Origin of the sequence: Solwaraspora sp. WMMD406, assembly GCF_029626025.1 — a bacterium.
In the GTDB taxonomy this organism is placed as follows: Bacteria; Actinomycetota; Actinomycetes; order Mycobacteriales; family Micromonosporaceae; genus Micromonospora_E.
In genome coordinates this window covers 1904503-1923887 of sequence record NZ_JARUBF010000001.1, presented here as the reverse complement: position 1 = coordinate 1923887, position 19385 = coordinate 1904503, and the positions used below count along the sequence as shown (strand labels likewise).

The window sequence follows — 19385 nt, the reverse complement described above, 5'->3', positions numbered from 1 at the left end:
GTTCGGGTACGGGCAGCTACTGGCCACCTTCGACCCGCAGCACGCTGGCGATGGAGCGGACGATGTCCAAGCCGCGCAGTTCCTCGACGGTGGCGGCGAGCGCGGCGTCCGGTGCCCGGTGGGTGACGATCACCAGGCTGGCGTCGGCGTCCCGGCCGGACTGGCGCACCGTGGCGATCGAGACGTCGTGCCGGGCGAAGACCCCGGCGACAGCGGCCAGCACCCCGGCGCGGTCGGCCACGTCGAGGCTGATGTGGTAGCGGGTGATCGCCTCACCCATCGGCCGGATCGGCAGATCGGCGTAGACCGACTCGCTCGCCGCGCGTACCCCCGCGAGGCGGTTTCGGGCGACGGCGACGATGTCGCCGAGGACCGCGCTGGCGGTCGGCGCGCCGCCGGCTCCCCGGCCGTAGAACATCAACTGCCCGGCGGCGACCGCCTCGACGAAGACCGCGTTGAACGCGTCGCCGACGCTGGCCAGCGGGTGGGTACGGGGAATCATCGCCGGGTGGACCCGGACGCTGACCGATTCGGTGCCGGCCGCGCCCAGGCCACGTTCGGCGATGCAGAGCAGCTTGATGGTGGCCCCCATCGCCTTGGCGCTGGCCATGTCGGCGGCGCTCACCTCGGTGATGCCTTCCCGGTGCACGTCGGCGGCACCGACCCGGGTGTGGAAGGCCAGTGAGGCGAGAATTGCGGCCTTGGCGGCGCCGTCGAAGCCTTCCACGTCGGCGGTCGGATCGGCCTCGGCGTACCCGAGCTCGGTGGCTTCCGCCAACGCCTCGGCGAACCCGGCCCCGGTGGTGTCCATGGCGGAGAGGATGAAGTTGGTGGTGCCGTTGACGATGCCGGTGACCCGCGTGATCGAATCGCCGTGCAGGGACTCCCGCAGCGGGCGCAGCAGCGGGATGGCACCGGCGACCGACGCCTCGTAGTAGAGGTCCGCGCCGCCTTCGGCGGCGGCGTCGTGCAGGGTGCCGCCGTCCTCGGCGAGCAGGGACTTGTTGGCGGTGACCGCGCTCTTGCCGGACCGCAGCGCCTCGACAAGCCAGGTACGGGCCGGTTCGATCCCGCCGACCACCTCGACGACCACGTCGACGTCGTCCCGTTTGATCAGCCCGAGCGCGTCGGTGGTGAACAGCGCCGGGTCGACCGGCAGGTCACCGCGGGTCCGGTTGGGCCGACGGACCGCGATACCGGCGATCTCGATCGGCGCTCCGACCCGGGCGGCCAGGTCGGTCGACTGCGCGTGCAGCAGCCGCACCACCTCGGAGCCGACCGTGCCGCAGCCCAGCAACGCCAGTCGTACCGGCTTACCCATGCTCACTCCACATCACGATCGCGCCCGCGCGCTCTCCAACGTCCAAGCCGCGCGCTCTCCCACGTCCAAGCCGCCGACCGACCCGTACGCCCGGTTCTGACAAGCGTCAACCCACGTCCAAGGCCAGCAGATCGTCCTCGGTCTCCCGGCGGACGATCAACCGGGCGACACCGTCGCGGACCGCGACGACCGGCGGCCGGGGCACGTGGTTGTAGTTGCTCGCCATGCTCCGGCAGTACGCCCCCGTACCGGGTACCGCGAGAAGATCTCCTGGCTGCACGTCGGCGGGCAGGAATTCATCCTTCACCACGATGTCCCCGGACTCACAGTGCTTTCCCACCACGCGGGCCAGGACCGGCGGCGCCGTGGACGACCGGGAGGCCACGGTGGCGGAATAGGAGGCGTCGTAGAGCGCGGTACGGATGTTGTCGCTCATCCCCCCGTCAACGCTGACATAGCTGCGGATGCCGTCGACGTCCTTGACCGTGCCGACCTCGTAGAGGGTGACCACGGCCGGGCCGACGATGGCCCGGCCGGGCTCGATCGACAGGTGCGGTACGGCAAGCTTGAGCGCGTCGCACTCGCTGTCGACGATCTTGTTGATCCGCTTGGCCAGGTCGTGTGCGGGCGCCGGGTCGTCCTGGCTGGTGTACGCGATGCCGAAGCCGCCGCCGAGGTCGAGTTCGGGCAGCTCGACGGCGCGCGCGTCGCGGATCTGCGCCTGCAAGGCCAGCACCCGCCGCGCGGACACCTCGAACCCGCTGGTGTCGAAGATCTGCGAGCCGATGTGCGAGTGCAGGCCACGCAGCTCCAGCACACCGTCGTCCAGGATCCGGGCGGCGGCGTCGAAGGCGGCACCGCCGGCCAGCGAGAAGCCGAACTTCTGGTCCTCGTGGGCGGTGGCGATGAACTCGTGGGTGTGCGCCTCCACCCCGACGGTGACCCGAATCAGCACCTTCGGCCGTACACCGCGGGTCCGGGCCAGCTCGGTCAGCCGGGCGATCTCGTCGAACGAGTCGACGATGATCCGGCCCACGCCCGCGTCGAGTGCCCGGGTCAGTTCGGCGGCGCTCTTGTTGTTGCCGTGGAACCCGATCCGCTCCGGTGGCATCCCGGCCGACAGGGCGACGGCCAGTTCACCGCCGGTGCAGACGTCGAGGTGCAGGCCCTCTTCGGCGACCATGCGCACCACCGCCCGGCAGAGGAACGCCTTGCCGGCGTAGTAGACGTCGTGGTCGGCGAACGCGGCCCGGAAGTCGCGGCAGCGGGCCCGGAGGTCGGCCTCGTCGAGCAGGTATGCCGGGGTGCCGTACTCGGCGGCCAGCTCCCGCACGTCCCGGCCGCCGATGGTCAGCGCACCGGCGGCCGACCGGGTCACCGTCCGTGGCCACAGCTGCGGCAGCAGGGCGTTGACGTCCTCCGGGGTACGCAGCCAGCCGGGTCCTCGGCTGCCCAGGTCACCGTGCAGTGCCCCGGCTTCGTGTGCGCGCACGCGCTACCGTCCTTCGTCGATCATGGTCAGGTCCTGCGGGGGTGGACCGGATCGGCTGCTCGCGCCTACCGGATGACATCGGTCACATCCGCTCGGGCGCGGAGACGCCGAGCAGGTCCAGGCCGTTGACGATCACCGTACGAGTGGCGTCGTTGAGCCACAGCCGGGCCCGGTGCCGGTCGGTGATCTCCTCGTCGCCGAGCGGCATGATCCGGCACTTGTCGTAGAACCGGTGGTACGCCCCGGCCAGCTCCTCCAGGTAGCGGGCGATCCGGTGCGGCTCCCGCAGCTCGGCAGCGGAGGCGACCACGCCGGGGAACTCCCCGATCGCCTTGAGCAGCTCGTTCTCCTTGTCGTGGTCGAGCAGCTCGGGGCGGAACGCCTCGGGCTCGCCCCGGTGCAGGCCGACATCAGCGGCGTTGCGGGCGACGTTCGCGGTCCGGGCGGCGACGTACTGCACGTAGAAGACCGGGTTGTCGTTCTTGGCCCGGGTCCAGCGTTCCACGTCGATGTCGATCGGCGAGTCGGACGAGTAGCGGGCCAGCGCGTACCGGGCCGCGTCGACGCCGATCGCCTCGACCAGGTCCTCCAGCGTGACCACGGTGCCGGCCCGCTTCGACATCCGTACCGGCGCCCCCTCCCGCACCAGGTTGACCATCTGCCCGATCAGGATCTCCAGCGTCACGTCCGGGTCGTCGCCGAAGCAGGCGGCCATCGCGCGCAGCCGGCCGATGTAGCCGTGGTGGTCGGCGCCGAGCATCATCACGATCCGCTCGAAGCCGCGCTCCCGCTTGTCCAGGTAGTAGGCGCAGTCGGCGGCGAAGTAGGTCCACTCGCCGCTGGACTTGCGCAGCACCCGGTCCTTGTCGTCACCGAAGTCGGTGGTCCGCAGCCAGGCGGCACCGTCGCGCTCGACGACCCGACCCTGGTCGCGCAGCCGGGTCAGGGCGTGGTCCAACTCACCCCGGGAATGCAGGTCCTTCTCGTGGAAGAACGTGTCGAAGTGGGTGCCGAAGGCGGCCATCGACGACTTGATCTCGTCGAGCATCAGCGCCACGCCTTCGACCCGGAACAGCTCCCAGGCGGCGTCGTCGTCGAGGTCGCGTACCTGTGGGTGCTTGCCGGCGATGACGCCGGCGATGTCGGCGATGTACGCCCCGGCGTAGCCGTCGGCCGGCGTGGGCTCGCCCCGGACGGCGGCCAGCAACGAGTTGGCGAACCGGTCGATCTGGGCACCGGCGTCGTTGACGTAGTACTCGGTGCCGACGTCGGCACCGGCGGCCCGCAGGATCCGGGCCAACGAGTCACCGACGGCGGCCCACCGGCTACCGCCGATGTGCACCGGTCCGGTCGGGTTGGCCGAGACGAACTCCAGGTTGAGCCGCTGACCGGCCAGGTGGGTGCTGTGCCCGTACGCGCGGCCGGCCTGGACCACGGTGCGGGCCAGCGCCCCGGCGGCGGCCGAGTCGAGCCGGATGTTCAGAAAGCCGGGTCCGGCGATCTCCACCGAGCTGATCCCGTCGGCCGCGCTGAGCGCGGCGGCCAGCGCGGCGGCCAGCTCGCGTGGCGGCGTGCCGACGCGCTTGGCCAACTGCAGCGCCAGGTTGGCGGCGTAGTCGCCGTGCTCCGGGTTGCGGGGACGCTCGACGGTGACCGCGTCGGGGAGCAGAGATAGATCGAGGTCACGGTCGACGAAGACCGACCGGGCCGCGGCGCGGACGATCTCGGCGAGATTGGCGGGAGTCACCAAAGCATGTTACCGGGGGTAGACTCGGTGACTCGGCGGCGACCCGACCTGCTCCAGTGCCGCCCCGCCCCCATGACCGACCGACCTGACGAGGCACCACACCATGAGCATCAGCACCCAGGGTGGCGACAACCGCCGTCCCTCCGTGGTCAGCACCGGCAAGCCGGCGGCCGGTGGCAAGCCCAAGGCCGATCCAGGCGCCGGCGGCAAGCCGACGGCCGCGAAGTCCTCGGCCGGGAAGGCCAGCGGCGGCGGCAAGCCGGCCGGCGGCCGGCCGGGGGGTCCGGCGGGCAAGGGCGGCAAAGGTCCGCGCAAGCCGGTCAAACCGGTCAAGGTCACCCAGGAGCGCAACTGGGGTCCGATCGCGCTGATGGTCGCGGTCGGGGTGCTGGCCACCGGCATCATCGGGTACGGCGCGTACGCCGTGTCCCAGGGTGCCCGCTCCTGGCAGGATCGCGCCGCCGACATCGAGGGGCTGGTCAACTACCGGGAGTCCAACCCGGCCGCGCTGCAGCCGATGGCCGGCAAGCAGTCCCACGAGTGGGGTCCGCTGGAGTACGAGATTCAGCCGCCCGTCGGCAGCAGCCACAACCCCAACTGGCAGAACTGCATGGGTGACGTCTACCCGGCACCGATCGCCGACGAGCACGCGGTGCACAGCATGGAGCACGGCGCGGTCTGGGTGACCTATCGCGACGATCTGCCGGCCGACCAGGTGGAGACGCTGGCCAGCAAGGTACGCGGCAACGAATACACGATGATGAGCCCGTACGAGGGCTTGGAGTCACCGATCTCGTTGCAGGCCTGGGGCTTCCAGTTGGCCGTCGACGACGCGGGCGATCCGCGCGTCGACGAGTTCATCCGCGCGCTGCGGCAGAATGCCACCGTCGAGCCGCAGGCGACGTGCTCCGGCGGGATCACCGCGACCGGCGACACCCCACGTGACCTCGGCCAGCAGGAACAGGCCATGGACGGCGCGGGGTCGTGACCAGGACAGGTCCGATGGGTGACACCGACCGCGACCCGGCCGCCGCCACCGAGTCGGCCGAGCAGGTCACGCCCGAGGGATCCAGCACCGAGACGTCGGCGGTGGATTCGGCGTCGCCGCGCCGCGCCGGGTTCGGCGTCGCCTGGCTGACGGCCGCCGTCGCAGTCGGCCTGCTTCTCGGGTACGCCGCCGGTCTGCTCACCCCCGGTCTACTCGAACCCGGTGACGCCTCCCCCGAAGCCGGCTTCGCCCGGGACATGTCGACCCACCACGCGCAGGCGGTGGAGTTGTCGATGATCGTGCTGGAGCGCAGCGAGAACCCGGCGGTTCGCACGTTGGCCAGCGACATCGCGCTGACCCAGCAAGGGCAGATCGGGGTCATGCAGACCTGGCTGCGCGAGTGGGGTCTGGAGCCGACCGGCACCCAACCTCGGATGGCCTGGATGGAGACCAGTGGTGAATGGGCGATCGTGGACGGGCTGATGCCCGGGATGGCCACCGACGCCCAACGCAACGAGCTACGCGAGGCCGACGGGATCGACGTCGACCGGCTTTACTTGTCGCTGATGCTGACCCATCACCTAGGCGGCATCCACATGGCGGACGGCATTCTCGATCTCTCCGACGACGAAAACCTGCGCTGGCTGGCCGGCTCGATGGTGAGCGGCCAGCAGAAGGAGATTGAGCTGATCCGGACGCTGCAGTCCCAGATCGGCGGCTGACGCCAACGGGTGCACTCCGGGTCGACCCGAGAACGCGAGCTGCCGGCGGACAGCTCGCGTTCTCGGTGGCTGGCCAGCGGCCGCCGGCCCGTCCGACGCTCAGATCGAGGCTTGCCAACCGTCGATCCGCACCAGCGACGATGGTGCGCTGCCGTCTCGCCGTCTGCCGGGGATTTCATTGCGCAGCACACTCAGGTAGGCGGCGCTCAGACCCGACCCGGGCTCCAGACCCAACTCCTCGGCGAGCCGGGACTTCACTTCCTGATAGACCTTTAGGGCTCGCGCCTGCTGACCGGCCCCGGCCAGAGCGACGACCAACTGCGCCGCCAGGCGCTCCCGGAATGGATTCGCACTGACCAACGTGGACAATTCCGGGACGAGAGAGGCGTGCCGCCCGAGACTTAACTCGATGTCCGCCAAGTCCTCGTGTGCCGCCAGGCGCTGTTGCTCCAGGGCCGCCGAAGCATCCGCGACGAAGGCGCCGTTGGCGCCGCCCAGCGGCGTTCCCCGCCACAACGCCAATGCCGCACGGAGCTGGTCGGCCGCCTCCTCGGACCGCCCGGCCCGATGGGACGACCGGGCGTGGCTGACCCGCTGGACGAAATCCTCATGGTCCAGCTCACCGTTCGCCACCACCATTCGGTAGCCGCCGGCCTCGCTGACCAGCGGTCCGTCTGCCAGGTTGGCCGCCATGGCCCGTCGGAGCGCGGAGACGCAGGCCTGCGCCTGTAGCCGGGCACTCCGCAGTGGGGTATGGGCCCACACGGCATCGATTACCTGGCCGGTGGAGACCACCCGGTTGGCGTTGAGTAGCAGATAGGCAAGCACAGCCCGCTGTCGGGGCCGGAGATGGCGCACCTGTCGGTCGACCCTGTGCACCTCCACCGGCCCCAAAAGTTTCCACTTCATCCTGCCCCCGTTGCCCGAAGTGGTCACGTTCTCACGTAACAAAGGCCAGAGTAGCGCACCATCGAGGTCGATCACTTGCCTGCACGACAGGCAGATCGCTACCCGGGAAGCCGGATGATCGCGCATAGCGAACGCATAGCGCGCGCAGCCTGCTCCGACAGACTCCTCTAGGGACGACCGACCGGGAGTCCCGGTGCAGGCAGGCAGTGGCTAGTCGAAGGGAACCAGCATGATCAAAAAGTTGGGTCGGTACCTCGCTGTGATCGCACTCGTCGTGGGCGGCACAACCGTGGTCACCGCCTCACCAGCGCTCGCCGTCGGCGGCTGCGACCAGACCAATCAGGCAGTCGGGGCGTGCATCGACCACGGCTCGTACGGCAGCAACGCACGAGCCGACTTCTACTTCAACTGGACCCCCAACAACTACTACTACTACTACTCGGTGTGGATCCAGGTCAACGGCACCTGGCACCAGAAGGTCAACCAGGCACGCCTGACCAGGTCGGGAAACTGGTGCTGCTGGTATCAGGCAGTCGCCAGCCTGCCGGCCAGCTACAAGACCATCCGGAGCAGGGTCACCATTTACACGGCCAGCGGGGCGCTGCAAACCACATCCACGAGCCCGGCCTTTACGATCTACGCCTGATCTTCACACCGCGCGGCGGTTTGCGCCAGGCCGCTGGTACCGGCCGGTGCACGGACCGCCGCGCGGTCCGCGCACACCCGCCTCCGACGCGCTGCCTGGCCGCGCCTTCTCCGCCTCAATGAACGGGTACACGTTCACCGGGTCTCCGTACGGTCACGTTCCGGCCGGCGGCTCATACACCGGCAGCGAGCGAACCTCGGCAAACATCGATCAGCCCGGCATTAAAACGAAAAAGTCCGTAGCCCACATGAGGATGTCGACGTCCTCGTAGGACCGGCGGTTCTCCCGAAGTCCCTCCCGACCTGCGCGGTCGTGCAGCTATCCGCCAGCACGCCTCGACGATCTCTACATGGACTCCCGCGTGAATGCGCCCTTCGGGGCCAACCTGGCGCCCACACCTTCCACATCCTCCCGAGGAGCACGCGGCCCGCCGAGCCGGGATGCCCGTAAGGGCAAATCGGACTTATATATACATAGTATACCATATAGCTACTTTAGATGCTTTGACGGACCCTACGGTCTCGGACGTTTTCTGGCTAGATATCGCTACCGTCCCGATACAGCATCGTTGGTCCTGACGTGGGGGCAGTTCTCAGTGACACTCGGAGATCGATCACGAGCTGGTGCCGGCGGCACACACTCGGCGGTGACGGCGCGGTGGCGGCCCGCCGTCGCGGAACACAGACCGGTGAAGCTGGCGGGCTGACACCGGAACAAGAACTCGAACTCATCGACATGCTGCGGGGTCGGTGGCCCGAGGAACACGCGCTCGACGACGAACTGTGGAGCCGGCGTACCGTCGCCACCCTCGTCGAACGACGCTTCGGGCTGACGCTGAGCCCGACCGACGTCGGCCACTACCTGGACTCGTGGGGGCTGGCGCCCCGTAAGCCGGCGCAGCGGGCCTGCGGGCTCTGCGTCGACGCGGTGACCGACTGGGTCGAGCACGTCTACCCAGAGGTGATGCGTTCCGCCCGCGAGCACCGGATGGACCTGTGGTGGTTGGGCCGGACCCGGTTGCACGGCACGACGCCGGCCGCCGACGTGCTGTCCGCCGCCTCGGTACGCGGACAGATCCGCTTCATGATCCTGACCCCGTCACTCGACCCGCCACTACCGCGCGAGTTCCTGCTGCGCCTGTGCGGCCCGGATCGACGGGGCGCGCACATCGTGGTGGACGGCTCCTGGGTCAGCTCCCAGCTGCCCCGACGATTGCCGCGCACCATCGTCACGCACCTGTTGCCCAGCTGCGCCCGGACGGCCCGCACCGCCTGACCATCGGCGGCAGTCCGCAGGGGCGGACCGGCCATGCCGTCCGGCGGTCGCGTGGTCGCCGGACGGCCGCCGGACGGGCCGCCGATCCGGCGGCACGGCACCCGATCAGCCTGGACGCGACATCACGCATACCAGTTCGGCAACCCTGGGGGTCGTTTGCTAGTCTTCCTGGGTCGCTGAGCCCCCGTAGCTCAGGGGATAGAGCACCGCCCTCCGGAGGCGGGGGCGCAGGTTCGAATCCTGCCGGGGGCACATCACAGAACTGCAACAACGCGTGGTCATCGACCGACATCTGACCGTTGAGGCTCAGTTTTCGCTCGGATCGTGATGAACGGCTCCTCGCCCAGATCGGCGGGAGCCGTTCGCTCGTCTCATGGCCTCGGCGTCAGCTGACGCCCCAGGTGGCCCATGAGATGACCCAGTCGCGTTCGCGCTGCGGCGGCGGCTCGCCTCGCAGTACCGCGCCCACGGCGTCGGCGGCTTCGCGGTCGTTTTGGCGGGCGTACCGGTCGTACATGGCCTGGCATTCGACGTAGATGACGCCGTTGATCGAGTAGGTCCGGACGGGGTGATCGGTGCGCCTCCGGATCGCGGCGCGGACGGCTTTGCGCAGAGCGTCTTGCTGGTCACCGGGTACGTGGTGGATCTCGACGTAGCCTCGTCGGTCCATGACCACGTCGGTAGCGAGTTGGGCGACGAGCGCGAGTCGGTCGTCGGGTTCGGGCTTTGGGAAATGGCGGTCGATCAAGGTCAGGCAGCGCCGGCAGGTTGGGGCGTACGCTACTTCGCCGTGCCGGCCAACTGCACCGCCGTCGCCGCCGACCATGACCGCCCAGACGCGGCCACAGATCGTCTTGTCGGACCATTGAAGGTCACGCAGGGCCATGAGGTCGTAGTCGGCCGGCACGCGGTCGTTGCCGTCAAAGTAGAAGTCGGGTACTGCTTCGCGGCCGGCGCCGGGTGCCGTGGTAGCGGTGAGGTGAACCGCAGTGCCGCCGCTGACGGCCGTGAGAAGCATCGCGGCGCCGTTGATCTCGATGGTGTTCGGTCCGTGTGCCATGGGCTCCGTCCTGGCTACATCGTCGACGCGGTCATTCGGTGACGGGTTCAGACTCGTCGCGGCGACGCAGTTCATCCCACGTCACGCGCTGGCTTGCATCGGCGAGATCGTTGTCGAATCGAACGCCCTGACTCTCCAACAGTTGGCGACAGTACTCCGGCCCCCGATTCTGACTGTCGCGCCACTTCGGATTGATGCGCCCGCCCTCCATGAGGATTCGTTCGGGGTGGGGGAAGTTGGCGAGGGCTGCGGCGGCCTGCCCAACGCCTCGGGCCGCCTTGGTGTCGCCGCGCACGGCAATCGAGATGTCTCCGTAGGTTGTCCACTCGCCTTCGCGGACGCGGGATGCCATGCGCATGAAGACGACGCTGGTGGTGCGATAGCGGGGGGCCAGCCGCCATCGTTGCGGGGACGCGCCCGGGACCGGCTCGACGAGGCCGGCCTTGTGCAGGGCTTGCAGCGAGGTGTGCGTGTTCGGTCCGTCGTAGCTGATGGCGGCGGCTATGTCGGCAGTCTTCATGCCGTTCTCGGTGCTGAGACCGGGCACGGCGAGGATCTGCTGCTGGCGCTGGCCGCGCCCGGTCGGGATCTCGACCTCAGCGTCTGCGGTGAGGTCAGGGACCTGCGCTGCGGCTTCCAAGTCGGCGGCCAGGTTGAGGTAGAGATCGCCTTGTGCGCGGGCGAACTTCGCCAGTGCGAGCGCAATCTGGGTCATGTCCAGTCCTTTCAAAGTCATGTGACATGACAAGACTGGGCCTCTTGTGTTGTATTGTCAACACCCTTTCAAAGGATGGCACCGCAACAGGCCGGGCTGTCCCGCCGGAACGAGGCGCAGCAGTCCCGCTCGTAGCCCAGTCCGAAGGTCCCCTCGACCATCGGCGTTACTGGTTGACTACGCCTCACGGGGCGATGTGTCTTGTAGTCAGGTGCTCACGCTGGCATTCTGGCGTGGCATGGTCCAGCAGACCAGGGGATGAGGGTGGGAGCGGTCTTGCAGGACCGCCCGACAGGGGTACCAGCGAGTTTTGACGGGCGGTGATGGGTTGGCACCGAAGTCGGGTGCGTCAGATGGCCCCAACACGCTGCTCAGCGACGCCCGCCGCCGACTTCTGTCCCCAAGCGGTTCAGGCCGACGGATGTCCCGGCAGGAGGTCGCCGAGGCGGTCAACAACTACCTGTGGGACACCTACGGCACGAGAACCAGCATGGACGCCAACCACGTCGGCAAGCTTGAGCGAGGAGAACACCGCTGGCCCAAGCCGACAACCCGGGAGGCATTCCGAGCGGTGCTGAAGGCAACGCGGGACGCTGACCTGGGCTTCTATATCACCCGTGGCCAACGCCACTCCGACCCCGTGGCGCACCAGAGACCCCCTCGCGAGATGCTCACCGCTGGTGATGATCACGCTAACGAGTCGCTGACCGGCGGGGAGATCACGGACACTGGCGACATGAACCGCCGCGAGTTGCTACGCCTGCTGAGCCTGACAGGTGCGCTGTTGGCCGCGCCTGTCCCGGGCAGCCAGCTCGACTGGGCGCGCATCGAGTCCTCCAGTGACGGGACCAGGCGACTAGATCCAGCGACCCTCGACGAGTACGAGGGACTGAACGCCCAGCTGTGGGCGGCCTTCGGCGCAGCCGAGTCCAAGGCAGCAGTATCACCGCTGGTCAACCGTCAGCTGACGACGCTCACGGTCAACCTACGCCGCTCCCACACGACACCCGTGCACCGCAGGCTCTGCGGGGTCACCGCCGACCTGCTCCAGCTAGCGGGCGAGGTCGCCTTCGACGCGAACGCGTACGGCGAGGCCGCGCACTGCTACACGCTGGCAGCGACCGCCGCCCGAGAAGCCGCTGCCTACGATCTTTGGGCGTGCGCGATGATCCGTCACGCCTTCATCAGCGTCTACGAGCGCGACTTCCGGCACGCCGCACCGATGCTGGACGTTGCCACCGGCCTAGCCCAGAACGGGGACAGCGCGCTATCGACCCGGCACTGGGCACGAACCGTGCAGGCGCAGGCTCTCGCGGGCCTCGACGACCTCAGCGGATGCCGGCGGGCGCTCGACCAAGCCGAAGAGGTCAACCACCTGCCCGGCCGGGTTCACAACGGCGGATGGTTGCGCTTCGACGGCTCCCGGCTCGCCGAGGAACGCGGGGCCTGCTACGTCGAGTTGAGGCGCCCAGACCTGGCCGAACCTGTGCTGTCCGGCGCTCTGTCGCAGAGCCTCTCCACACGACGACGCGGAACCGTCCTGACAGACCTCGCCTTGGTCGGAGTTCACCGTAGCGACGTACACCAGATCGTGCTCTACGGCAGCGCCGCCCTCGATACTGCCCGCCAAAGCGGCTCCGGCGTGGTCGGCTCCAAACTCAACCGACTACACCACCACTTGCAGCCGTTCCTTGCCGACACTCACGTGCGGCATCTCAACAGCCAAATCAATGCCCTGATAAGGGCAGGGAACTGACACGACCGGAGGGAGGACCAGCGTGCAGGTCGAAGAACCAGGGCGTGTGTTCCGGGAGGCGTGGATCGCGGGAGTCCGAAAGCACTACCCCGGCGAACCGAAACCGGGCTACGTCACGCCCTGGGATGATACGCCCGAATGGGAACGGGACAGTGCCGCCGCAGTGTATGAGCAGGTCCGCCAGTTCATCGAGGCCGCCGCCGGCGCAACCGCGAAGCTGACCCGTGAACAGAAAGGACGCTTCGTCGCCCTGTGCTGGATTGCGCAGATCTTCAAACACTTTCCCAGCCCGAAGGCTTCCTACGTGGCCGACTGGTCAGACATGCCAGAGTGGCAGCAGGAGACGGACTCGGACATCTTCGAACACATCGAGCAGACGTTGGTCTCGATGCGCTGAGCTGAGAACAAATCGACAGGAGCGCGCAACTCCCACTTCATGCTCGCATCGGAGTCCGGCTTCTTCCGAGCCGGCGCGAGATTGGCGGGCAGGGCACTACGCCGGCCAGCATGAACTGCGCCTGCAAGCGGTGACACTCCGAGGTCTTGCGCGGCGCGCCCGGCTTCCCGGGCGCGCCGACGAGGCAGCATCTCAGTGTGCGTCAAAATCACTTTCGCGGATGCCGCCAGTGAACGCCGTCCACTCACCCCGGGTGAACCCCAGCACTGGTCCCGTCCGGTCCTTCGAATCCCGCATGCCCAAGGTGCCGTCGAGCGCGAAGGCGACCTCGATGCAGTTGTCGCCACCGCCGGAGCGGCTGGACTTCCGCCAGTTGGTGAACTTCTCGGGGTACATGGTCATCTCCTGGTGTAGTCGGGCAGTTCCTCCGCCACGCTGGCGAGGAAGTCGAGGCTGTCGGCGGGGCTGAGGGCCGCGGAACGCAGGCGCTCGTACAAGGAGGCGTAGTTGGCAACCTCGTCCGGGTCGGTGAGGACGAGGTCGCTGGTGATGGTGTCGACCGCGACGACCACTGGATCGCTCGGGTCGGGGTATCGGTAGCTAAAGTACGACGGCCGGGGTACCGCGTTGCCAGCGATTCGCGCGGTCAGCCGCAGTACCCGGATCGTGGTCTTCTGCTTCTCGTGACCGACGTTGATCAGGTGGTCAAGCTGCGCGCGGACGACCTCCGGCGGTGCGGCGTGCCGACGGATCGCGAGCTCATCGATGATCACTTCGTAGGTGGGTCCGCCGGGTCTGTCAAGGACCCGTTGCCGGGCAGCTCGGGCTTCCAGTGCTCGCTCCACGGTGAATCTGCGGGGGTAGGCGGCACGATCTGCCACCGCGCGGACCTCGGTGTACGCCGGGATCTGCAACAAGCCTGGCAGCAGGGTGATGTGGTATTCGGCGATGTGCTCCGCACCGGCTTCCAGGTCCGCGTAGAGGGCCTGGCGGCCTGGCGTGGTCCCATCTCGACGCGGAACTTCTCCCACCAGCCGTTCTCCTGGGACTCGCGAGCGATGGCCATGATCTCTTCCCACCGCTGCTCGTCAACCCGAAAGTGGTCGAGGATTCGCATGATCTCGTCTTGATCTGGTCGGACTCTCGCGTTTTCCAAACGGCTCAGCTTCTGCTTGGCGATCTTTGTCTCTTTGCAAATCCGCTCAGCGGAGTAGCCGTGTTCCTCCCGTAGCCGCACGAGTTCGGTAGCGAGCCGGCGACGACGCACAAACGGACTGATCAACGACACCCCCGGCGAGAGAGAGACGCGAATAGCTCCGACGATCCATCCCGCCTGGACCCCGGCGACGAGAGCGTAACGCCTGTTTGCCGATCACCGCCAGCGCCGATCATGCTTTCCGCATAGAAACCCCTGGTCAAGCGCGCGGCGACCGATAACTCTCCCCCTTAACTTTCCCCATTGGCCGGTGTTCCCGGGGCTATGCAAGAACCGCGATCGTGGAATCACCACAAGCGATGTGTCTACGGCTTGGAGTGGGGTCACGCGGCGACAGATTCGCGGCGGAGTCCCGACGGTCCGAGGTGCGGGAGGAGCGGCATGGACGCCACGAGCGCAACGCTGATCGCCGTCCGGCATCCCTGGCTCCTGCCCGCTATCACTGCCGGGGAGGGCGTGGCGGCGGGCAGGCCGAACGTCGCGAGTTCTCCTTGGACGCCGTGCCAGAGAAGGCGGATCGATCCGCCAGCCAACGTGCCGGTAGCTGCGGGGGCTACCTGCCCACCCATCATCCAGTCCCATTGGAGGTTGCCATGAACAGCCTGCTCGCCGTCAGCAACGACCCGTTCGAGCTCGACGTGCAGATCGTCACGGAGGGTCCGGTCGCCGCCGCTCTGCTGGCCGACACGGACGACGGCTGCGACACCGTGAAGGGCAGCGACTGCTGACCGAACACCCCCGCTGGTTCCGGCAGGCGATCCCCCGATGCCTGCCGGAACCAGCACCCCACATCCAGCCATGTCCTCGGAGGAGCGCCTCGTAACGAAAGGGGGACGATTCATGTTTCGGTCGGTCGATGCCGCGACGATCCGCATTGCCGCTCACTCATGGCCCGACGGCCCAGCGCCTTGGCAAGGCCGGAGCGACCCCTCCGGTATTGCGGACTGGTTGCACGCGACGTGGCGGAAGGTCGGCTTGGCCGAGGCTGTCTGGGCCGCCAGCCCTGAGTTCGCTGCTCGCGTAGAAGCGGTCCTCGCTACAGGAGGCGCCACTCCGGACGGAGGGTGGCGGATGGCGCTAGCGCTGGCGCGGTACCTGGTCCGTGCGCAGCGGCGGGCGACACCCTTCGGGTTGTTCTCGGGGGTGGCAAACCTGCGGTTCGACACGGTGGCTGCGGTGGTACCGGCAGGGCAGCCGGCGATCCGGGTACGGCCGGACGCGAGGTGGCTCGCCTCCCTGATTGCGCGCCTTGAAGCCGAGCCCGACGTACGCCGCCGTCTGCCCCTGCAGGCGAACAACCTGGCGCTGGTGAACGGGCCTCGGATCGTCGTGGCGCGCCGGCCGCACGCCTCTGCAAGTGCGGAGTCGACCTCGGTGAGGAACACCGAAGCGGTACGGCTGGCGGTGTCGCTCGCCTGTGCCCCATTGCCGTGGGCTGAGCTGGTCGACGCGGTAGCTGCTGCGTTTCCAGGCTTTCCACGCGCGTCCGCTGAGGTGATGGTTGCCGGCTTGGTGGATCACGGCGTGTTGATCTCCGCTCTCCGACCACCATCGACGTGCACAGACCCGATCAGGCATGTCCTGGACACCCTCGATGCGGTGTTCGACGGTGATCCTGAGGGACAGCGCGCCCTTCGGGCCGAGCTGCGTTCGTTGCATGGTCGTCTCGGTGTTACCAGCGCGGGGAGCGCGACGTACCTTCGTGGGCTCGCCGACCACATGCGCAGCGTGGCAACGGCTACCCAGCCGCTCGCGGTGGATCTTCAGCTCGCGGATCAGATCGCCCTGCCGGAGCAGGTCGCCGCCGAGATCGCGGCATCAGTGGAGGTGCTACGACGGCTGACGCCAGATCCGGCGGGGCGGCCAGAGTGGCGTGCGTACCGTGCCCGGTTCGTCGACCGCTACGGGATGACGGCAGTGGTGCCGCTCGCTCGGCTGGTAGATCCGCTCGTCGGGCTGGGCTACCCACAACACTTCGGCACTGTGACCGACGCGCCTGCGGCACCACTGTCCAGCCGCGATGAACGCCTGCTAACGCTGGCTCAGCAAGCGTTGATCGACGGTGTACGTGAGGTGATTCTCGATGACGCGACCGTCGAATGGCTCGCCGGCACTGGCAGAGTCACCGGGCCTGTCAGCCCTCACGTCGACGTCTCGGCAGAGGTCCGCGCGGTCTCGCTGGAAGCGCTGGCACAGAGACGGTTCACTGTCGCGCTGACTGGCATGGGCCGCTCGGCGATGGCGACGAGCGGGCGCTTCCTCGACGGGCTGCCCTACGCCGACCGGGAGTTGATGTACCGGGAGTTCGCCCGCCTTCCTGTCGCGGTGGCTGGCGCTATACCGGCGCAGCTGAGCTTCCCACCGCGCACGCTGCACACCCAGAACGTGCTCAGCTCTCGGCAGGTACTACCGTGGCTGGTCAGCCTGGCCGAGCACCGGCCCGTGGCCGAGAACGTGATTGGCCTCGACGACCTCGGTGTGACCGCCGGCCGCGACCGGTTAGTGCTGGTGTCGATGTCGCGGCGGCGGGTGGTGGAGCCGACAGTGGCGCATGCCGCCGCCGTACACACGATGCCGCTACTCGGCCGGTTCCTCCTGGAGCTGCCGCGAGCCACGGATGCCCGGCTGAAACCGTTCGACTGGGGTACGGCTTCCTGCTTGCCGTTTCGACCCGCGCTGAGATACGGCCGCGTCCTCCTGGCGGCGGCCCGGTGGCGCGTCGATCCGACGTCCCTGCCCGCTGCGAACGCAGGCGATGGCGAATGGTTGACGGCCTGGGAGGCGCTGCGGAAGAGGCTGCGGCTGCCGGCATGGGTGCAGGTCGGCAACGGTGACCAGAGGCTTCGGCTCCACCTCGATCAGTCCATGGATCGTGCCCTGCTGCGTGCCCACCTGGACGCCAGCGCCGGACGGGTGACCGTGGTAGACGCGGCGAGCCCGGAGGACTTCGGTTGGCTCTCCGGGCGCGCCCACGAGATCGTCGTGCCAGTCGCCTCGATGGCAGCGCCCGCCGCCGCGCCGGCCGCGGTTACCGCGCCAGGCGCATGGCCTCCGCCCGCTCCCCCCGAGCCGGTCATGCCGGGTGCCAGTCGCCTGCTGTCCGCTTCGGTGGCCGTCGAGCCTTCGACAATGGAGCTGGTGGTGATGCGAGGGCTACCCGCGCTGTTCGCCGACTGGCCCGAGCCGCCGCTGTGGTGGTTCGTGCGCATGCAACGCCCCACCCCGCATCTTCGACTACGACTGCACACCGATGACTACGGCGACGCGGCGGTACGGATCGGGCGGTGGGTCGCCGGGCTCCGGCAGCAGCGCCTTGCCGGCGATTGGAGCCTGGACACCTACCATCCCGAGTCCGGTCGCTACGGCTGCGGCACCGCGCTGTTAGCGGCCGAGAAGTTGTTCGCCGCCGACTCCACCGCAGCCCTGGCGCAGCTGGTAGCGCAGCCGGCGTCTGGGATCGATCGGCAGGCACTGACCGCCCTGAGCACGGTTGACCTGGCCGCCTCGATGCTCGGCAGCCGCACCGAGGGATGCGAGTGGCTGGTGGCGCGCCCCGAGCAGACCGGGCAGGCAACGGTCCAGCGGGACGTGCTGCGTCAAGCGGTCACCCTCGACCCGAGCGAACTTCCCGAGCCCATCCAGCAGGCATGGCAGGAACGCTCCAGGGCCGCAACCCGGTACGCAGCCGAACTGTCCGCCGTCGCCGGCCCGCTCACCCCCGCCTCGGTGCTCGCGTCGCTGACGCACCTGCACGTCGTTCGCGCTCTCGGTCCCGACGAAGACGCCGAGCAGCTCACGTATCGGTTGGCTCGCCATGTCGCGCTGGCGGCGGTGCGTCGCCGGGTTCGCGCCGTAGGAGCATCCCGATGACCGAAACACCGCTGAGGACACCGTTGCTACGGGCGGCCGAGGCGATGGCCGCGTGCATCACCGATACCCTGACCGAGCCGCCGCCCCCGGATTTCGCAGCAGACGACTACGGGCCACGCAGTACCCGCTGGTACGCCCAGTCGCTGTCCCGGGGTGCCGCCGGAGTGGCACTCCTGCACGGGGTGCGAGCGCAAACAGGACACGGTGGGTGGGAACCGGTCCATGTATGGCTGCGACGCGCGACCGCTGACACGCTGAACAACGGCAGCGGAGCCGGACTCTGGTTCGGCGCACCCGCTGTCACCCACGCGCTGACCATGGCCATGCCGCACTCCCACCCGGCAGCCCTGGACGCGCTTGATCATGCCCTCGACGATCTGGTGGAACGCCGCCTGGCCGCTGCCACGGCACGCCTTGCGGCGCGTGCCCGGCCCTCGCTGTCGGAATTCGACCTCGTACGCGGGCTGACCGGCCTGGGAGCCCACCTGCTGCGCCGCACCCCGGACAAACCTCTGCTCCGGCGGGTGCTGGCGTACCTCGTCCAACTCACCGAGCCGGTGCACACCGATGACGAGGCGGGCCGACTCGCGCCAGGTTGGTGGAGCGCAGACCCCGCCGACCGCGAAGGTCCGGAGCAGGGCGGACATGCCAACTTCGGCATGGCGCACGGCATCACCGGCCCTTTGGCTCTCCTGGCCCTGGCCATGCGGCAGGACATTCGGGTGCCGGGACACGCGGAGGCGATCCGCCGGATCTGCACGTGGCTCGACCGCTGGCAGCAGACAAGCCCTGCGGGACCGTGGTGGCCGGAGAAGATCACCGTCGCGGAGTTGCGCGCCGGGAAGCCCTCCACGAGCGGACCGGCGCGGCCGTCCTGGTGCTACGGCACCCCCGGCATCGCCCGCGCTCAGCAGCTAGCCGGGATCGCTCTCAACGACCCCGCCCGGCAAGAGGCGGCAGAAGAGGCCCTGACCCGCTGCCTAGCCGACCCCCTCCAACTCAGCCGGATCATCGATCCGTCGCTGTGTCGCGGCTGGGCAGGGCTTGCCGCTACGGCCTGGTACGCCGCCGCCGACGCCCGCACCACCAGCCTCCGAAAACAGCTGCCTCAGATCGTGCGCCTGCTGATCCAGCACGCCACGGACACCACCCCGGCGCGATCTGGCTTGATCACGGGCCCCGCCGGCATCGCCCTCACCCTGCACACCGTCGCGACCGAGACCGACGCCCGCTGGGCCACCAGCCTGCTGATCACCTAGACGAGGAGAGCG

Annotated in this window: 16 protein-coding genes, 1 tRNA gene and 1 pseudogene; 10 read left to right on the top strand and 8 right to left on the bottom strand. The window is 68.6% G+C overall.

Going from position 1 to position 19385, the window contains the following annotated elements; genetic code table 11:
- Positions 1-16: 16 nt before the first annotated feature.
- The 3 genes from O7632_RS08850 to argS form a co-directional block, all read right to left on the bottom strand.
- Entirely contained in the window at positions 17-1321 is a 1305-nt protein-coding gene (locus O7632_RS08850; protein WP_278113005.1) for a homoserine dehydrogenase, read from the bottom strand.
- Positions 1322-1427: 106 nt separating this feature from the next.
- Complete coding sequence (gene lysA / locus O7632_RS08845) at positions 1428-2813, bottom strand: diaminopimelate decarboxylase (protein WP_278113003.1); 1386 nt, start codon at positions 2811-2813, stop codon at positions 1428-1430.
- Between the two features lie 82 nt (positions 2814-2895).
- The gene (gene argS / locus O7632_RS08840) at positions 2896-4560 is read right to left on the bottom strand and encodes an arginine--tRNA ligase (RefSeq protein WP_278113001.1); all 1665 of its coding nucleotides are present in this window, start codon (positions 4558-4560) and stop codon (positions 2896-2898) included.
- A 103-nt stretch (positions 4561-4663) separates the two neighbouring features.
- Between argS and O7632_RS08835 the strand changes: the two genes are divergently transcribed.
- Positions 4664-5548, top strand: a complete 885-nt coding sequence (locus tag O7632_RS08835; protein ID WP_278112999.1) for a DUF3105 domain-containing protein — start codon at positions 4664-4666, stop codon at positions 5546-5548.
- A gap of 14 nt (positions 5549-5562) precedes the next feature.
- The gene (locus O7632_RS08830) at positions 5563-6270 is read left to right on the top strand and encodes a DUF305 domain-containing protein (protein WP_278112997.1); all 708 of its coding nucleotides are present in this window, start codon (positions 5563-5565) and stop codon (positions 6268-6270) included.
- A 99-nt stretch (positions 6271-6369) separates the two neighbouring features.
- On the opposite strand, the gene O7632_RS08825 is transcribed toward O7632_RS08830, so the two are convergent.
- Complete coding sequence (locus O7632_RS08825; RefSeq protein ID WP_278112995.1) at positions 6370-7305, bottom strand: AfsR/SARP family transcriptional regulator; 936 nt, start codon at positions 7303-7305, stop codon at positions 6370-6372.
- A 103-nt stretch (positions 7306-7408) separates the two neighbouring features.
- Here O7632_RS08825 and O7632_RS08820 point away from each other — a divergent pair, with 103 nt between their 5' ends.
- The 3 genes from O7632_RS08820 to O7632_RS08810 all read left to right on the top strand — a co-directional run bounded on the left by O7632_RS08820 (position 7409) and on the right by O7632_RS08810 (position 9352).
- Positions 7409-7825 carry a hypothetical protein gene (locus O7632_RS08820; protein ID WP_278112993.1) on the top strand — a complete coding sequence of 139 codons (417 nt, stop codon included), beginning with the start codon at positions 7409-7411 and terminating at the stop codon, positions 7823-7825.
- Positions 7826-8404: 579 nt separating this feature from the next.
- Positions 8405-9100 (top strand): winged helix-turn-helix domain-containing protein, encoded by a 696-nt coding sequence (locus O7632_RS08815; RefSeq protein WP_347403562.1) that lies wholly within the window; start codon positions 8405-8407, stop codon positions 9098-9100.
- Positions 9101-9280: 180 nt separating this feature from the next.
- Positions 9281-9352: transfer RNA gene (locus O7632_RS08810), tRNA-Arg, on the top strand.
- A gap of 133 nt (positions 9353-9485) precedes the next feature.
- Here O7632_RS08810 and O7632_RS08805 read toward each other — a convergent pair.
- Both O7632_RS08805 and O7632_RS08800 read right to left on the bottom strand, forming a co-directional pair.
- Positions 9486-10160 (bottom strand): hypothetical protein, encoded by a 675-nt coding sequence (locus tag O7632_RS08805; RefSeq protein WP_278112989.1) that lies wholly within the window; start codon positions 10158-10160, stop codon positions 9486-9488.
- A gap of 31 nt (positions 10161-10191) precedes the next feature.
- Positions 10192-10875 carry an MGMT family protein gene (locus tag O7632_RS08800; protein ID WP_278112987.1) on the bottom strand — a complete coding sequence of 228 codons (684 nt, stop codon included), beginning with the start codon at positions 10873-10875 and terminating at the stop codon, positions 10192-10194.
- A gap of 421 nt (positions 10876-11296) precedes the next feature.
- On the opposite strand from O7632_RS08800, the gene O7632_RS08795 reads away from it, so the two are divergent.
- Complete coding sequence (locus tag O7632_RS08795) at positions 11297-12631, top strand: transcriptional regulator (protein ID WP_278112985.1); 1335 nt, start codon at positions 11297-11299, stop codon at positions 12629-12631.
- Positions 12632-12653: 22 nt separating this feature from the next.
- A complete protein-coding gene (locus tag O7632_RS08790) occupies positions 12654-13028 on the top strand; it encodes a hypothetical protein (RefSeq protein WP_278112984.1) in 375 nt (124 codons plus the stop codon).
- A gap of 192 nt (positions 13029-13220) precedes the next feature.
- On the opposite strand, the gene O7632_RS08785 is transcribed toward O7632_RS08790, so the two are convergent.
- Together O7632_RS08785 and O7632_RS08780 are read right to left on the bottom strand one after the other, a co-directional pair.
- Entirely contained in the window at positions 13221-13430 is a 210-nt protein-coding gene (locus tag O7632_RS08785; protein ID WP_278112981.1) for a DUF397 domain-containing protein, read from the bottom strand.
- Positions 13427-14310 (bottom strand): annotated as a pseudogene (locus O7632_RS08780) (helix-turn-helix transcriptional regulator). The gene O7632_RS08785 and the pseudogene O7632_RS08780 overlap by 4 nt, the downstream one beginning before the upstream one ends.
- A 527-nt stretch (positions 14311-14837) precedes the next feature.
- Here O7632_RS08780 and O7632_RS08775 point away from each other — a divergent pair.
- From O7632_RS08775 to O7632_RS08765, 3 genes are all read left to right on the top strand, one after another.
- The gene (locus O7632_RS08775; protein ID WP_016815038.1) at positions 14838-14972 is read left to right on the top strand and encodes an FxLD family lanthipeptide; all 135 of its coding nucleotides are present in this window, start codon (positions 14838-14840) and stop codon (positions 14970-14972) included.
- Positions 14973-15084: 112 nt separating this feature from the next.
- Positions 15085-18114 (top strand): lantibiotic dehydratase, encoded by a 3030-nt coding sequence (locus O7632_RS08770; protein WP_347403625.1) that lies wholly within the window; start codon positions 15085-15087, stop codon positions 18112-18114.
- Entirely contained in the window at positions 18111-19373 is a 1263-nt protein-coding gene (locus O7632_RS08765) for a lanthionine synthetase C family protein (protein ID WP_278112977.1), read from the top strand. Before O7632_RS08770 ends, O7632_RS08765 begins: the two co-directional genes overlap by 4 nt.
- The last annotated feature ends 12 nt before the right edge of the window (positions 19374-19385 follow it).

Bases quoted from the DNA above. Each gene is read 5' to 3' on its own strand.
- O7632_RS08825 (WP_278112995.1), bottom strand. From the start codon at position 7,305: ATGCGCGATCATCCGGCTTCCCGGGTAGCGATCTGCCTGTCGTGCAGG.
- O7632_RS08765 (WP_278112977.1), top strand. From the start codon at position 18,111: ATGACCGAAACACCGCTGAGGACACCGTTGCTACGGGCGGCCGAGGCG.
- O7632_RS08805 (WP_278112989.1), bottom strand. From the start codon at position 10,160: ATGGCACACGGACCGAACACCATCGAGATCAACGGCGCCGCGATGCTT.
- O7632_RS08770 (WP_347403625.1), top strand. From the start codon at position 15,085: ATGTTTCGGTCGGTCGATGCCGCGACGATCCGCATTGCCGCTCACTCA.
- O7632_RS08775 (WP_016815038.1), top strand. From the start codon at position 14,838: ATGAACAGCCTGCTCGCCGTCAGCAACGACCCGTTCGAGCTCGACGTG.
- O7632_RS08835 (WP_278112999.1), top strand. From the start codon at position 4,664: ATGAGCATCAGCACCCAGGGTGGCGACAACCGCCGTCCCTCCGTGGTC.
- O7632_RS08850 (WP_278113005.1), bottom strand. From the start codon at position 1,321: ATGGGTAAGCCGGTACGACTGGCGTTGCTGGGCTGCGGCACGGTCGGC.
- O7632_RS08785 (WP_278112981.1), bottom strand. From the start codon at position 13,430: ATGACCATGTACCCCGAGAAGTTCACCAACTGGCGGAAGTCCAGCCGC.
- O7632_RS08795 (WP_278112985.1), top strand. From the start codon at position 11,297: ATGTCCCGGCAGGAGGTCGCCGAGGCGGTCAACAACTACCTGTGGGAC.
- O7632_RS08820 (WP_278112993.1), top strand. From the start codon at position 7,409: ATGATCAAAAAGTTGGGTCGGTACCTCGCTGTGATCGCACTCGTCGTG.
- O7632_RS08830 (WP_278112997.1), top strand. From the start codon at position 5,563: ATGGGTGACACCGACCGCGACCCGGCCGCCGCCACCGAGTCGGCCGAG.
- O7632_RS08800 (WP_278112987.1), bottom strand. From the start codon at position 10,875: ATGACCCAGATTGCGCTCGCACTGGCGAAGTTCGCCCGCGCACAAGGC.